This is a genomic window from Stenotrophomonas sp. YJH_SMC_73 (assembly GCF_059370155.1).
Window position 1 is genome coordinate 388588 of record NZ_JCAFTJ010000001.1, and the last position, 14660, is coordinate 403247.

Annotated in this window: 10 protein-coding genes; 5 read left to right on the forward strand and 5 right to left on the reverse strand. The window is 67.7% G+C overall.

Features of this window, described 5'->3' with window-relative positions; genetic code table 11:
- Nucleotides 1–6 precede the first annotated feature (6 nt).
- Nucleotides 7–1260, forward strand: a complete 1254-nt coding sequence (locus tag AC5P8R_RS01795) for a flavohemoglobin expression-modulating QEGLA motif protein (RefSeq protein WP_014648365.1) — start codon at nucleotides 7–9, stop codon at nucleotides 1258–1260.
- Nucleotides 1261–1679: 419 nt separating this feature from the next.
- On the opposite strand, the gene AC5P8R_RS01800 is transcribed toward AC5P8R_RS01795, so the two are convergent.
- From AC5P8R_RS01800 to AC5P8R_RS01815, 4 genes are all read right to left on the reverse strand, one after another.
- A complete protein-coding gene (locus AC5P8R_RS01800) occupies nucleotides 1680–3977 on the reverse strand; it encodes a TonB-dependent receptor (protein WP_169412036.1) in 2298 nt (765 codons plus the stop codon).
- Between the two features lie 227 nt (nucleotides 3978–4204).
- Nucleotides 4205–4945, reverse strand: coding sequence for an acetoacetyl-CoA reductase (phbB, locus tag AC5P8R_RS01805; RefSeq protein WP_005419193.1), 741 nt, complete (start codon nucleotides 4943–4945; stop codon nucleotides 4205–4207).
- 24 nt (nucleotides 4946–4969) lie between these two features.
- The gene (locus AC5P8R_RS01810) at nucleotides 4970–6298 is read right to left on the reverse strand and encodes a CitMHS family transporter (RefSeq protein ID WP_005419191.1); all 1329 of its coding nucleotides are present in this window, start codon (nucleotides 6296–6298) and stop codon (nucleotides 4970–4972) included.
- Nucleotides 6299–6373: 75 nt separating this feature from the next.
- Nucleotides 6374–7513, reverse strand: coding sequence for an OprO/OprP family phosphate-selective porin (locus AC5P8R_RS01815; protein WP_053496099.1), 1140 nt, complete (start codon nucleotides 7511–7513; stop codon nucleotides 6374–6376).
- Nucleotides 7514–7757: 244 nt separating this feature from the next.
- Here AC5P8R_RS01815 and AC5P8R_RS01820 point away from each other — a divergent pair, with 244 nt between their 5' ends.
- Genes AC5P8R_RS01820 through AC5P8R_RS01835 form a run of 4 tightly spaced genes read left to right on the forward strand, consistent with a single transcriptional unit; the run spans nucleotide 7758 to nucleotide 11562 of the window.
- Nucleotides 7758–8447 carry a response regulator transcription factor gene (locus AC5P8R_RS01820; protein ID WP_005419188.1) on the forward strand — a complete coding sequence of 230 codons (690 nt, stop codon included), beginning with the start codon at nucleotides 7758–7760 and terminating at the stop codon, nucleotides 8445–8447.
- A complete protein-coding gene (locus AC5P8R_RS01825; RefSeq protein WP_014648362.1) occupies nucleotides 8440–9831 on the forward strand; it encodes a sensor histidine kinase in 1392 nt (463 codons plus the stop codon). Before AC5P8R_RS01820 ends, AC5P8R_RS01825 begins: the two co-directional genes overlap by 8 nt.
- A complete protein-coding gene (locus tag AC5P8R_RS01830; RefSeq protein WP_495222943.1) occupies nucleotides 9828–10883 on the forward strand; it encodes an ABC transporter substrate-binding protein in 1056 nt (351 codons plus the stop codon). The genes AC5P8R_RS01825 and AC5P8R_RS01830 overlap by 4 nt, the downstream gene beginning before the upstream one ends.
- Nucleotides 10884–10911: 28 nt before the next feature.
- Nucleotides 10912–11562 (forward strand): response regulator, encoded by a 651-nt coding sequence (locus AC5P8R_RS01835; protein WP_014648360.1) that lies wholly within the window; start codon nucleotides 10912–10914, stop codon nucleotides 11560–11562.
- 451 nt (nucleotides 11563–12013) lie between these two features.
- On the opposite strand, the gene AC5P8R_RS01840 is transcribed toward AC5P8R_RS01835, so the two are convergent.
- The gene (locus AC5P8R_RS01840) at nucleotides 12014–14656 is read right to left on the reverse strand and encodes a hybrid sensor histidine kinase/response regulator (protein WP_014648359.1); all 2643 of its coding nucleotides are present in this window, start codon (nucleotides 14654–14656) and stop codon (nucleotides 12014–12016) included.
- Between the last annotated feature and the right edge of the window lie 4 nt (nucleotides 14657–14660).

Sequence of the window (14660 nt, forward strand, 5' to 3'; positions counted from 1 at the left end):
CCGCGCATGGAACCGACTGCGACGCTGGACCGTGACGTGGCCCACCATGCAGCGCTCGATGCGCGCCTGGTCGAGGCCGTGGGAGGCATCCGCCTGCTGGGCCTGACCAGCTGGCCGGCCACGCTGCAGGCACCGTTCCTGGACAGCGTGGCGCGTGGCCAGCCGGTGCTGCCGAAGGTGGATTACCCACGGCTGGACTTCAGCGAAGAACGTCGCGCGCTGGCCGCGATCGCTGCCGACTGCGACGACAGCCATCCACTCGGCCACTACGTGCAGCAGTCAGCGCAGAGCTGGGACCTGGCCGCGCAGCTGCTGGAAGGGCTGGGCACCGCCGCCGTTGATACCTGTTCGGTGCAGCTGTTCGGCGCCCCCGAGCAGCCGCTGCCGGGCAATGGCCCGAGCACGCGCGACGCGGCGCGCCACTTCATCCAGATTGCCGCCGAACTGGACCACGAACTGCTGGCGCCGGAAGAGCAGGTGCCGGTCTCGGCCATCGCCCTGCAGCTGCAGCTGCAGAATGATCTGGATGCGTTCTTCGAATCGCGCATCATCCAGGTGCAGCTGGATCCGGAGCTGGTGTCCAAGGCCGCCGCCGGCCCGACCCGCATCCGCCTGCGCACCAGCGCGCGCTTCAGCGCCTACGACCGCGCGCAGTTGTTCCACCACGAAGCGCTGGTGCATTCGCTGACCGCATTGAATGGCCGCGGCCAGCCGGTACTGCCGAGCCTGGCGTTGTCCTCGCCACGGGTAACGGCGACCCAGGAAGGGTTGGCGACCTTCGCCGAGCAGATCACCGGCAGCATCGACATCGAGCGCCTGAAACGCATCAGCCTGCGTACCGAAGCGATTGCGATGGCACGCGAAGGCGCTGATTTCATCGAAGTGTTCCGCTATTTCTGCGATGCCGGGCAGAACGCGGAAGAGAGTTTCGCCTCGGCCCAGCGCGTGTTCCGTGGCGTGCCGCCGAGTGGCGGCCTGGCCTTCACCAAGGACACGGTGTACCTGCGCGGCCTGGTATCGGTGCATACCTTCTTCCGGCACATGCTGGCCGAGGACCGCCTGCAGGTCTGCCGCTGGTTGTTCGCCGGCAAGATGAGCCTGGCCGATGCGATCGCGTTCGCGCCGCTGTTCGAGGCGGGGGTGCTGAAGCCGCCGCGCTGGCTGCCGCATTGGGTGAGCCGGGCGAACGGCCTGGCCGGCATGCTGGCGTTCTCGCTGTTCGCCAACCGGATACGGATGGACCAGCTGGCGCCGGAATGAAATGCGTTGGCGGATCCTCCTGCGCCTGCCTGCTATCGGCTGGGAGGAGGCGGGGCACCCTGGTCAGGACACGCAAAAGCCCCTCCATGGTGCTCGATGGCGCCTTGCTCGTGTGCGCTGTCCTGCGCACACGGCAAGACCGGGGTTGCGCGTCCTGCCCAACCCGCCCGAGGCATGCCTCGGGCCCATGGCGCCAACGGTCCTGACCAGGGTGCCCCGCCTCCTCCAGACAATTTCCTGCGGGCGCGGCAGCAGGTCCACCAGAGGGATTGCGTTTGAGAAGTTTGAAAAGCAAAGCGCCGGGCAATGCCCGGCTCTTTGCTTTTGCTCTTGCTTTCCATTGCCTCCGCGCCGGCGCTGGGAATTGCCTACCTGCGCCATGCAGGAACACTCAATGCGCCGCAGCGCCCGCTTCTGACCTAGAACTCCGCCGCCACCGTCATGAACAGCTGCCGCGGCGCACTCGCATGGATCGCATAGCGCGTGCCCTTCGGATCGGTCGGTGCGAACGAACTCAGCTGGCCGGCGTAGCGCTTGTTGGTCAGGTTGGTCGCGTTCAACGACACCCGCACGTTGCGCAGGCCCAGGCCCGGGCCGAAATCGTAGCCCGCACCGGCGTCGAAGGTGGTCACGCCCGGCACCGACTGGTCGTTGGTGTAGGTGTAGTAGCGCTTGCCGGTGTACTTCGCACGCAGGCTGGCGAAGAAGCCGTCGCGGTTCCAGCTGATCTCGCTGGAGGCCATGCGCTGCGGCGTATCCACCGTGATCTTGCCGGCCACCGGAACGATCGCCCCGCCCGAGGTGTAGTCATCCTCGTAGGTGGTCTTGTTCCAGGACAGCGCGTTGTACCACTGCAGGCCATCAATCGGCTTGAGGATGAAAGTCAGTTCCGCGCCATGGCTCTTCACCGAACCGACGTTGATGAAGCGCGTCACGCACTCCGGGCGCGTGCCGACTTCGATGCTCGAACACGGGTTCAGCGACAGCAGGCGGTTGTCGAACTTGACGTTGTATGCAGCGATCGAGGCCTGGTACTTCTCACCGAAAGTGCGGAAGCCGGCTTCCAGGCTCTTGGACTTCTCCGGCTCCAGCCCGGCGCTGGCCGCGAACGATTCCGGCGACACCTGCAGCGGGCCGCCGCTGCCACCGCCGACGAAGGCGGCGATGTTCTCGGCGTAGGAGGCGAACAGCTCGTTGTTGGCGTTGAGCTTGAAGCCCAGGCCTACCTGCGGCAGCACCGATTCCTTGGCGGTCAGCGTGCCCGACGCAATGCGGGTTTCAACGCCGGGCTGCGCGGTGGCGCGCATGCGGGTGTTGGGACTCTTGATGCCCACGTCTACGGTCAGGCGCTGGTCCAGGAAGCGCATGCGGTCCTGCACGTAGAACTGGCGCGTGCGGATGTCGAAGTCCTGGTTGAACAGCAGGCGGTCGGGGTTCTTCAGGTACAGATCGTCCAGGAACGGGCCGCTGATGTAGTAGAAGTTGCGCGACACGTTATGGTCGTTCTGCTCGTACCACAGGCCGGCTTCCAGCTCGTGGATGCCCACCGTCCACGACAGCGCGGCGGTCAGGCCATCGCGGTTGATCGTGTAGTTGGTGCTGCGGATCGAGATCGGCAGCATCCTGTCGGTACCCGGGTAGGACGGCTGGCCCGGTGCCCACCAGTGGCCCTGGCCACGGTTGTCGTGGTGGTAGGCCAGCAGCTTCAGGCGGCCCTGCTCGCCCAGGCGCAGGTCGGCATCGACCGAGTACAGGTTGTCGTCGCGCAGCGCACGGCTCTGATAGTACGCATCGTCGATGCTGTTGACGCCGCCGCTGAACTTGCAGCGCGCCTTGTTGTAGGTGCCAGGCGCGCAGTACGCGGCGGCGACGGCGCGATCCCAGTCCGGCGCGTAGATGTTCCAGTCATATCCCAGTCCGCGTGCCAGCATGTCCTTGGACAGGTAGGCATAGTTGGCCTGGCTGGCGCGCGAGGTCGCCACGAACGCACCGAAACGGTGGTCGCCAACGTTCCACACTGCCTTGGCATTGAACTGGCGGGTGGTCTGGTTCTGGTACGGCGCGGCCCACATGTCCTGGTCCTGGTGCACGCCGGACACATAGGCCGAGAAGCCGTTGAGGTCGCCGGTGTCCACGCGCAGGTAGCCGCGGCGCTGGTTGTTGTCGCCGACGGTGACGCTGGCGCGGCCACCGAATTCGGTGGACGGATCCATCGAGAAATACTGGATGGTGCCGCCCAGGTTGCTGGTCGAGGCCACGCCCAGCGAACCAATGCCCTGCGACAGTTCGGCGCCGGCCAGGTTCTCGGCGATGATCGCGCGGGCGATGCTCAGGCCGTTGTAATTGCCGTAGCTGTTGTCGCCCAGCGGGATGCCGTCCAGCGTGTAGCCCAGGCGGCTCTTGTCGAAGCCGCGCAGGCTGATGGTCTGCGATTCCTCGTTGGCGCCAAAGGCATCGTTGGACTGCACCGACACGCCCGGCAGGCGGTCGAGGATCTTCTGGCCACTGGTGCCCGGCGGCAGCACCTGCTTGTCCACGGCAGTGATGCGCTGCACCTGGCGGGTCTCGCCCTGGCCGATCACGGAGACGGTATCCAGCGTCTGCGCGCTCAGCGCGGCATCGGTGCTGGCGCCGGTATCGGCGGTGGTGGCGGCATGGGCGCTGGCGGCGGCGGAGAGCACGATCGCTACGGCGATCGTCAGGTGTCGGGTCTGCATGGTGGTCCGTTGCATGGGGGGTGATCACCGGCACGCGTGCGCGGTGCAGGGCCACTATGCGAACGGAACATGAAACCTTCTTTACGGAAAACCAACGAATGGTGCCGGGCACCCGCGCAGGTCCCGCAGCCGGATGAAAAAGGGGCCGGATTCCCTTCGCAAGCAAAGGTTCACCGGCCCCGCGCACTCCGTGGGGGAGGCGGTCCACGCGCAGCGTGGAGACTGGCTTACCCCATGTACAGGCCACCGTTGACCGGATAGTCGGCGCCGGTCACGTACGAGGCTTCATCCGAGGCCAGCCAGGCGCACAGGCCGGCCACTTCCTCGGGGCGACCCAGGCGGCGCACCGGCACCGAGGCCGCCAGCCGGTCCAGTACATCCGGCGGGAAGCTGCTGATCGCCTGGCTGGCGATGTAGCCCGGCGACAGCGTGTTGACGGTGACGCCGCGCGAAGCCACTTCGGCGGCCAGCGCACGGCTGAAGCCATGCATCGCGGCCTTGGCGGTGGCGTAGTTCACCTGGCCGATCTGGCCCTTGTGGGCGCTGACCGAGCCGATGTTGATGATGCGGCCCCAGCCCCGCGTGGCCATGCCGTCGACCACCTGCTTGGTCAGGTTGAACAGCGCGTTGAGGTTGGAAGCGATCACCGCGTTCCAGTCCTCCACCGTCATCTGCCGGAACAGCAGGTCGCGGCTGCCGCCGGAGTTGTTGACCAGTACATCGACCTCACCCACTTCGGCGCGGACCTTGGCGAACGCGGCGCTGGTCGAGGCCCAGTCGGTCGCGTTGCCTTCGGAGGCGATGAAGTCGAAGCCCTGTTCGCGCTGCTCGCGCAGCCAGTTGGCCTTGCGCGGCGAGTTCGGCGCGCAGCCGGCAACCACGGTGTGGCCGCTGCGGGCCAGGCTCTGGCAGATGGCAGTGCCGACACTGCCCATTCCACTGGTGACGTAAGCGATTCGAAGCGTCATTGCAGAAGGCTCCTTGGCAAAGGGTCAGGCGGCGAGGGGATACAGGCCGAACAGCAGGCTGCCGATCATCAGCAGCATCGAGATGGCGATGGCCCACTTCAGGGTGAACTTCTGGTGGTCGGCGAATTCGACCTTGGCCAGGCCCACCAGCAGGTAGGTGGACGGCACCAGCGGGCTGAGCAGGTGCACCGGCTGGCCAGCCAGCGAGGCGCGCGCCATTTCCACCGGAGTGATGCCGTAGTTGCCGGCGGCCTCGGACAGGATCGGCAGCACGCCGAAGTAGAACGCGTCGTTGGACATGAAGAAGGTGAATGGCATCGACGCCACCGCGGTGATCACCGCCAGGTACGGGCCCCACGACTCCGGAATGACCGCCAGGAAGCTGTGCGACATCGCTTCGACCATGCCGGTGTTGTTGAGGATGCCGGTGAAGATGCCTGCGGCGAAGATCAGCGACACCACCGACAGCACGTTGCCGGCGTGGTTGACCACGCGGCGGCGCTGCTCGGCCAGGTTGGGGTAGTTGATCACCAGGGCGATGGCGAAGCCGACCATGAACAGCACCGGCATCGGCAGCACGCCGATGATCAGCGCGGTCATCAGCGCCACGGTCAGGGCCAGGTTCACCCACAGCAGCTTCGGCCGCTTGATGTCCTCGGCGTCTTCCACGGTCGGCAGCGGATTGCTGTCGTCCGATACGCTGTTGTCCATCCAGCTGCCGCCCTTGGGCAGGGTCACCACGCCGAGGCGACGGCGTTCCTTCAAGCCCAGGTACCAGGCCAGCAGCAGCACGCCGGCACAGGCGATCACCATCGACGGGATCAGCGGCACGAACACATCGGCCGGGTCCACGTGCAGCGCAGTGGCCGCGCGTGCGGTCGGGCCGCCCCACGGGGTCAGGTTCATCACGCCGCCGGCGAGGATGGTCACGCAGGTCATGTTCAGCGCGTTCATGCCCAGCCGCTGGTACAGCGGCAGCATCGCCGAGACGGTGATCATGTAGGTGGTCGAACCGTCGCCATCGAGCGAGATCAGCATCGCCAGCACGGCGGTGCCAAGCACGATCTTCATCGGATCGCCCTTGACGAAGCGCAGAATCACCCGCACCAGCGGATCGAACAGGCCGGCATCGATCATCACCCCGAAGTAGAGGATGGCGAACATCAGCATCACGCCGGTCGGCGCGATCTTCTTGATGCCCTCCAGCATCATCTCGTCGATGCCGGCACCGAAGCCACCGATCAGCGCGAACAGGATGGGAATGGTGATCAGGGCGACGAGCGGCGACAGGCGCTTGCTCATGATCAAGTACATGAACGTAATGACCATGCCAAAGCCGAGGATGCTCAGCATCATCTGCGGACTCCTTGCGAAAACAGGACGTGGGGAGTGGAAGGGGCCGGGCGCCGCGCGCCCGGAATGTCAGGCCTAGAAGTCGTACTGCAGGCGGCCGGTGACCGCGCGGGTGCGGTCCACCGTGACCCCGGCCAGGCGGTCGCGGTTGCGGCTTTCGATCACGTTGAGCATGAAGCGCAGGTTGTCGCGCAGGTACCAGTTGCCGCCCAGCGTCCAGGCTTCGGTGCTGCCGCGGCGCAGGTCCGGCGCGCCATCAAGGTGCTGCGCGCCCCACATCTGGTCGTAGCGCAGCGCCACTTCGAATGCACCGGCCTTGTGGCGGATGTCCTTCACCCGCGCGAAGCGTCCGGTCTTGCGGTCATAGGCGCGGCTTTCGCCGGTGACGAACCAGCTGAGCATGCCGTAGGCGGCCATCACGTCGCCGCGCTGGGCGCCGTCATCGAAGGTGGCGCCACTGAACTCGCCCTGCCACGACAGCGGGCCGCGCACCTGCGCGTATTCCAGCGACCACTTGTTGACGTCGGTATCGCGGCCGGCGGAGAAGTCGACCAGGGTCAGGCGGCTCTCGTCGGACAGGTGGCCGGCCGGGCGCGGACGGATGCGCAGGCCGGGCACGCCATTGGCGCCGGGGTTGTCGTACGCCTCGCGGGCCAGCGACAGGCCCAGGTGCAGCACGTCGCCGTCGCTGGGCGAGGGCGCCCAGGTGATGCGACCACCCGCCGCGCGACCCTTCACCTGCCAGGCGTCGATGCTCTCCAGGCTGTAGAGGCTGGCCGCCCAGGTGAAGTCGCCCGGGTTGGCCTGCCAGGACGCACCCAGGCGGTACAGCGGCGCCAGCGTGGTGCCGGCGTTGCCGCGCTCCAGGAAGCTGCCGTAGTTGGAGCTGGTACGGTCATCCAGCGAGAAATACTGCTTGAACTGGCCCACGGTCAGCTTGCCCGCCTTGCCGAAGCTGCGGGCCAGGTAGACATCCTTGGCCTCGACGCGGTCGCCGGAGAAGTCGGCTTCCAGCTTGTAGTCGACCACGAAGAACTTGCCGGACACATCGACCCAGGCGCGGCGGATCTCGGTGTCATCCTTGTTCGGCGTTCCGCGGTTGTCGTTGTCGAAGGTGGCGAAGTCCAGGTGCAGGCGGCCCCCCAGGGTGGCGGTGACCGGACGGTCGTCTTCGGCGGCGAAGGCCGGCACCGACAGGACAGCCAGCGCCATCATGGCGGCAGGACGCCGCCAGGCAAACGTGAATTCCACAAACCCTCCCAGGTGCGCGCCAGGCGCGCGGCAATCGTGGGCACCGGACGGTGCGCGGCCGCAGTCTGGGTCGGGCAAGCTGTCATCGTCCTGTCAACGGATTGTGCGGTGCAGCGAAAAGCACAGGCGGCTGGGCTCGCCGTGCCGCGCCCGGCGAGCCCAGCGGCGGCATGCGGTAGCATTCGGTTCCCCTCCCACCCGAGTGCCCATGCGCCTGCTGCTGGTCGAAGACAATCCGGATCTGGCCGATGCGATCATCCGCCGGATGCGCCGCAGCGGGCACGCCGTGGACTGGCAGGCCGATGGCCTGGCCGCTGCCAGCGTGCTGCGCTACCAGAGCTTCGACCTGGTGGTGCTGGACATCGGCCTGCCCAAGCTCGATGGCCTGCGCGTGCTGGCCGGCATGCGCGAGCGCGGTGACAGCACGCCGGTGCTGATGCTGACCGCGCGTGACGGCATCGAAGATCGCGTGCAGGCGCTGGATGTGGGGGCCGACGACTACCTGGGCAAGCCGTTTGATTTCCGCGAGTTCGAAGCGCGCTGCCGCGTGCTGCTGCGGCGTGCGCGCGGCCAGGCCAGCGAAGTGGTGCAGATTGGCGGCTTCCAGTTCGACAACGCGGCGCACCGGGTCAGCCTCGACGGGGAGCCGATCGAACTGCCCAATCGCGAGTACCGCCTGCTGGAGATCCTGGTCGGCCGTCTTGGCCAGGTGGTCGGCAAGGACGAGATCGGCAACGGCCTGTTTGGTTTCGATGACGAAGCGGGCCCGAATGCCATCGAGTTGTACGTTGGTCGCCTGAGAAAGAAGCTGGCGGGCGCGCCGCTGCGCATCACCACGGTGCGTGGCGTCGGTTACCTGCTGGAAGCCAGCGATACCCATGCCGACGCCGATGGCTGACACGCGTGCTGCGACTGCGGCGCCGGGTTCGCTGCGGCGCACGCTGCTGCTCTACCTCGGCGTGCTGCTGGCGGTGTTCGCGGTGGCCCTGCTGTTCGCCGCACGCGATTACGGCCAGCGCGCCGCCAACCGATCCTACGATCACCTGCTGGTGTCCTCGGCGCTGTCCATTGCCGATTCGGTGGCCCTGGTCGACGGCCAGTGGCAGGTCGATCTGCCCTATGCGGCGCTGGACCTGCTGGCGATGGCGCCGGAGGACCGCGTGTTCTACCGGGTGGCCGACAGCCGCGGCACGCTGATCACCGGCTACGGTGATCTGCCGACACCGCCGCGCAGGCCCGGTACCCAGCCGCAGCTGTTCGACGCCCCCTACAGCGGCGAAACCGTGCGCTTCGTGGTGGTCGGCCGCAGTTTCGCCGCGGCCTCGGCACAGGGCGAGGTGCAGGTGCAGGTGGGCCAGACCCGGCGCGCGCGCGAAGCCGTTGCGCAGGACATGGTCAATCGTGCATTGCTGGCGATCGGTGTGTTGTCCGGGCTGCTGCTGGCGCTGGTGGCGTTCGGCGTGCATCGTGCGTTCCGGCCGCTGGTGCGGGTGGAGCGCGAGCTGTCGCGCCGCGAGCCGTCCGACCTGAAGCCGCTCGATGCCCGCGTGCCGCGCGAGATGGACCAGATGGTGGCCGCGTTGAACCGCTTCATGGAGCGCCTGTCCAGCAGCAACGAGACACTGCGCGCGTTCATGGCCGAGGCCGCACACCAGATGCGCACGCCACTGGCGGCATTGCGAGCTCAGGCGCAGTTGGCGCTGGATGATGACGATCCGGAGGACATGCGACGCAGCCTGCAGGCGATCGAGCGCAACGCCACGCATATGAGCCGGCTGCTCAACCAGCTGCTCAGCGATGCCAGCGTGATCCATCGTTCGCACCTGCAACGCTTTGCGGCGGTGGATCTGGCCGAGACCGTGCACCAGGCGTTGCATGAAGCACTGCCGCAGGCAAGCCCTGCACCGCGCGTGCAACTGGCGATGACTGCCGAGCCGGTGCAGGTGCATGGCGACGCGCTGCTGCTGCGCGAGGCAATCAAGAACCTGGTCGACAACGCGTTGAAGTACGGCGGCGACGGCCCGTTGCAGATCGCGCTGACCGTGGAAAGCGGGCAGGCCGTGCTGACCATCGCCGACCATGGCGCAGGCATCGCGGCTGCCGATGCCGAACGCGTATTCGAGCGCTTCGCGCGTGGCGAAGGCGCGCCATCCGGCGGTGCCGGGCTGGGCCTGGCCATCGTCAAGCGGGTGGTCGACAGCCACGGCGGCCGCATCGACCTCAGCAACCGCCCGCAGGGCGGGCTGATCGCCACCATCCGCCTGCCACGGAGCAGTCCATGATCCGCCTGTTTGCCACGGCCGTTGCCCTGCTGCTGGCCCTGCCGGTGCTGGCCGCGCCCGGCGATGTGCGTCGTTTTCCCGCACAGGGGGCGGCCACCGCGCAGCTGCGCATTCACGGCACTACCGACATCGAAGTGTTCGCGGTGGTGATTGCCGATTACCAGCGGCTGCACCCGGGCACCGAGGTGGTGTACGAGGACATCATCACCCAGGACCTGTACGCGCGTTACCTGCACGACTGCGGTGGACCGGCATCGCCGGACCTGCTGATCTCCAGCGGCATGGACCTGCAGACCAAGCTGGTCAACGATGGCCACGCGCTGCCACATCGCTCGGCGCTGACCGCTGCGCTGCCAGCCTGGGCGCAGTGGCGCAACGAGGCCTTCGGCATCAGCTACGAGCCGGTGGTGATGGTCTACAACACCCGCGCAATGCCTTCGGCAAAGGTGCCGCACACGCGCCGCCAGCTGCTGGACCGGCTGCGTGCCGAAGGTGCACCGCTGCGCGGCAGGGTCGGCACCTATGACATCGAGCGCAGCAGTGTCGGCTACCTGCTGGCAACCCAGGATGCGCAGCGCGGCAGCATCGCCGGCGCGCTGCTGGGGGCGCTCGGCGACAACGACGTAGTGCGCGAAGAGCGCACCGGCGTGCTGCTGGACAAGGTGGCCAGCGGCGAGCTGTCGCTGGTCTACAACGTGCTTGGTTCCTACGCGCAGGCACGGGTGGATGCCGGCGCGCCACTGGCCATCGTCGAGCCTGAGGACTACACGCTGGTGGTGCTGCGCACCGCGGTGATTCCGCGTACCGGCCCACACCCGGAAGAAGCGCGGCGCTTCCTCGACTACCTGCTGTCGCCCCGTGGCCAGCAGGTGCTGTCGCGCGAGGCGCGGCTGATGCCGATCGTGACCGGCAACGCACGTGGCGACGATGCGCCCGGCCGCAGCCGGCGTCCGATCCAGCTCGGCCCGGGCCTGCTGGTGTACCTGGATGCGCTCAAGCGCCGCCAGTTCCTCGATGCCTGGCGCAGCAGCGTCGAGCCGGCGGGGCGCTGAGGCTCCGGCCTGCCCGTACAATGGCGGCATGAGCGAATACACCATCCTGATCGCCGACGACCACCCGCTGCTGCGTTCGGCGGTGGTGCAGTCCTTGCGGCAGAGCCTGCCGCTGGCGCAGGTGCGCGAGGTGGCCAGTGCCGATGCGCTGGCCGAGGCGCTCGACGCACAGCCGGACGTGGACCTGGTGCTGCTCGACCTGACCATGCCCGGCGCGCACGGTTTTTCCGCGCTGCTGCACGTGCGCGGCTCGCATCCGGACATCCCGGTGGTGATCCTTTCCTCCAACGACCATCCGCGGGTGATCCGCCGTGCCCAGCAGTTCGGCGCCGCCGGTTTCATCCCGAAGTCCGCGCCGGCCGAGACCATCGGGGAGGCCGTGCAGGCAGTACTCGATGGCGGCCTGTGGTTCCCGGCGATGGCCGCCGAGCGTTCCGAGGCCGATGCACTACTGGCCAGCCGCCTGGCCCAGCTGACCCCGCAGCAGTTCCGCGTGCTGCTCTGCCTGGCCGATGGCCTGCTCAACAAGCAGATCGCCTACACCCTGGGGCTGGCCGAGAACACGGTGAAGGTGCACGTCACCGCCATCCTGAAGAAGCTCGAGTGCCACAGCCGCACACAGGCGGCGGTGCTGGTGAAGGCGCTGGAGCCCGAGGGCGACGCCGGCATCGGGCTGTAGTTTCCAGCCAACGGCGCAGCCCCTCGTGGGTGGACACGTAGAGCAGTTCATGGGTGAGGCCGGGCAGGTGGACTGCACAGGGGCCGCTGCAAGTACATCCATGTAAGCTCGGTCGCCGCATCCATGCGGCTCACGCCCCTGCGCAGCCCACCTGCCCGGCCACGGACAGGTTCCGTGCGCATCCACCCACGGAAGAGAAAAGAAGATCAAAAGCAAAGGCAGCCTGACAGGCCGCTTTTTGTAGAGCCGAGCCCACGCTCGGCTGCTTTCTGGCCGGTCCGTGAAGCCGAGCATGGGCTCGGCTCTACACGAGCAAGCGCAGCGCGCGACCCGCTTTTGATCTTATTTTCTTCTCCGTGGGTGCAGGCCACCGAAACCGGCCCACCCGCGGCTTCTGCTTTCCGCGACCACCCAGACACCACCCACGAGGGGCTGCGCCGTTGGCTGGAAACTACCCGCGATGGCGGATCAGCAACTGACTCATCAGTGCCCGCAGCGCCGGCGGCTTCACCGGCTTGGCCATCATCCCCCAGCCGCGTTCGGCGGCCATCTCACGCAATCCCGCATCGCGCTCGGCAGTAACCAGCACTACCGGCGGGCGGGCCTGCCACAATTCGGCCAATGTCTCGTACAGCACCGGCCCATGGTGATCGCCCATGCGCACATCCAGCAGCACCAGCTCCGGTACTGCGCCTGTTGCTGCCAGCTGCAGCGCCGCCTGTGGGCCATCGGCCAGCGCCACCTCGCAGCCCCAGCGCTCCAGCAGCGCGCGGCTGGCCGCGCACACGTGCGGATCGTCGTCGATCACCCACACCCGGCGACCGCGAAGCGGGTTGTCCGCCGCCGGTTCCTGCACCAGCACCGGCACAGGAGCAGTAGCGGGAATCGCGCTGGCTTCGCCGAACGGCACGCCCACCGCGAACACGCTGCCCTGGCCCAGCTGCGAGCGCAGCCGGATCGGATGCCCAAGCAGGCGGCCGATGCGATCGACGATGGCCAGGCCAAGGCCGGCGCCGCGCTGCTGGCCGTCGTGCAGGCGGCGGAACTCCTCGAAGATCTCGCCCTGCAACGCGTCGGGAATGCCGGGGCCCTGGTCGTGCACCTCGATCCACAGCATGCCTTCACGGCGACGGCAGCCGAGCAGCACGCGGCCGCGTTCGCTGTAGCGCAGCGCGTTGGACAGGAAGTTCTGCAGGATTCGGCGCAGCAGGGCTTCATCGCTGACCACTACCGCATCGGTATCGACCCAGTCGACCACCAGGCCACGCGACTGTGCGGCGATGCCGAATTCGCGCGCCAGCGTCTGCAGCAAAGGCCCGAGCCGGAACGCCTGCACTCGGGTCGGCAGGCTGCCGGATTCCAGGCGCGCGATATCCAGCAGACTGTTGAGGATCGCATCCTGCGCGGCCAGTGCAGCATCGATGTGGTCCGCAGTCTGCTGCTGCGCCGGGTCGCCCAGCTTGCCGCGCAGCACCGAGACGAACATGCGCGCCGCGTTGAGCGGCTGCAGCAGGTCGTGCACGGCCGAGGCGACGAATCGCGTCTTGTAGCGGTTGGCCTGCTCGGCTTCGCGGCGTGCTTCTTCCAGGTCATGGGTGCGCTCGGCGATGCGGTGTTCCAGCGCATCGGCCAGCGAGCGCAGTTCGCGCGCGGCGTTCTTGTAGCTGGTGATGTCGGCATAGCTGGTGACGAAGCCGCCGTCGGGCAGCGGGTTGCCGCGGATTTCCAGCACGGTGCCATCGTCTTTTTCGCTCTCGCGCATGTGCGGGCGGCCGCTGCGCAGGTGATTCAGGCGGCGCTCGATGGCTTCATCGACCGGGCCCGGACCAAGCAGGCCACGGCGTGCGTTGAAGCGGAACAGTTCCTCGATCGGCCGGCCGACGCGAACCAGGTCCTGCGGGAAGCGGAACAGTTCCAGATAGCGCGAATTCCACGCGACCAGGCGCAGCTCGCGGTCGATCACCACCACGCCCTGCGGCAGGTGTTCGAGGCTGCGGCTGAGGCCGCTGTCGGCATCGGTGGCGGCCTGCAGCAGGCCATCCTGCGCGGTACGCAGTTCCTGTGCATGCTGCTTGAGCAGGGTTTCCAGCTCGCGGCGGCTGCGCAGGCGATGCTTGGCCAGTCGCCGGCGCTGCTGCACGAACAGCACCAGGAAGCCCAGCGCCAGCCATGCAGCGCCACCGGTGAGTGCGGCGGCGCGGCCGGCGCCGGTGGCGGCACTGGCATCGTGCAGCAGGTGCAGGTTCCAGCCTTCGGCGGGCAGCGGCAGGCTCTGCCACAGCATCGGCTGCGGCAGCGCCGGATCCAGCAGGCGCACCATGCGGCCGCCATCGGCCAGCACGTCTTCGGTGCGTGCGCGCAGGGGCTGCAATGCGCGGTCGGCGTACTGGCGGGCGTCCAGCATCTCGCGGCGCTCATCGGCTCCCAGCGGGCGCAGCAGCCGGTAGCGCCAGCTGTCCCGGTTGGCCAGGAACACCACGTCGTGGTCGTCGCTGGCCAGCACCACGTCCGGGCTGCTCAGCCATTCCTGTTCCAGCGCGGACAACTCGACCTTGATCACCACCACGCCCAGCCGCTTGCCGTCTTCTTCGATGGCCTGCGAAAGGTAATAGCCGGGCACGCCGGTGGTCATGCCGATGCCGTAGAAGCGGCCACGGCCCTGCGCCAGCGCCTGGCGGTAGTAGGGGCGGTAGCTGTAGTTCTCGCCGACGTTGGTGGTCGGCTGGTCCCAGTTGCTGGCCGCCACCGCCACACCGTCGTGGCCGACCAGGGTCAGGGTCGAGGCACGGGTGACTTCGTTGGCGCGTTGCAGCTTGAGGTTCAGCCGCTGCCGTTCGCTGGGCGAGGGCGGCACGCGCAGTGCATGCAGCAGATCCGGGTCAAGTGCCAGCACCTGCGGCAAGGTGCCGAAGCGGTCGATGCGCTGTTGCAGGCCCTGGCCATACAGCTGCAGCTGGCGTTGCACCTGGCTGCTTTCCTCGCCGAGCGCGCGCCGCCAGGCGTAATGACCGGCGGCGACCGCGCACAGCACGGTACCGCCGACCATCACCAGCAGGGTCAGCAACAGCATCCGGTGGCGGCTGAGCCAGTACATGGCG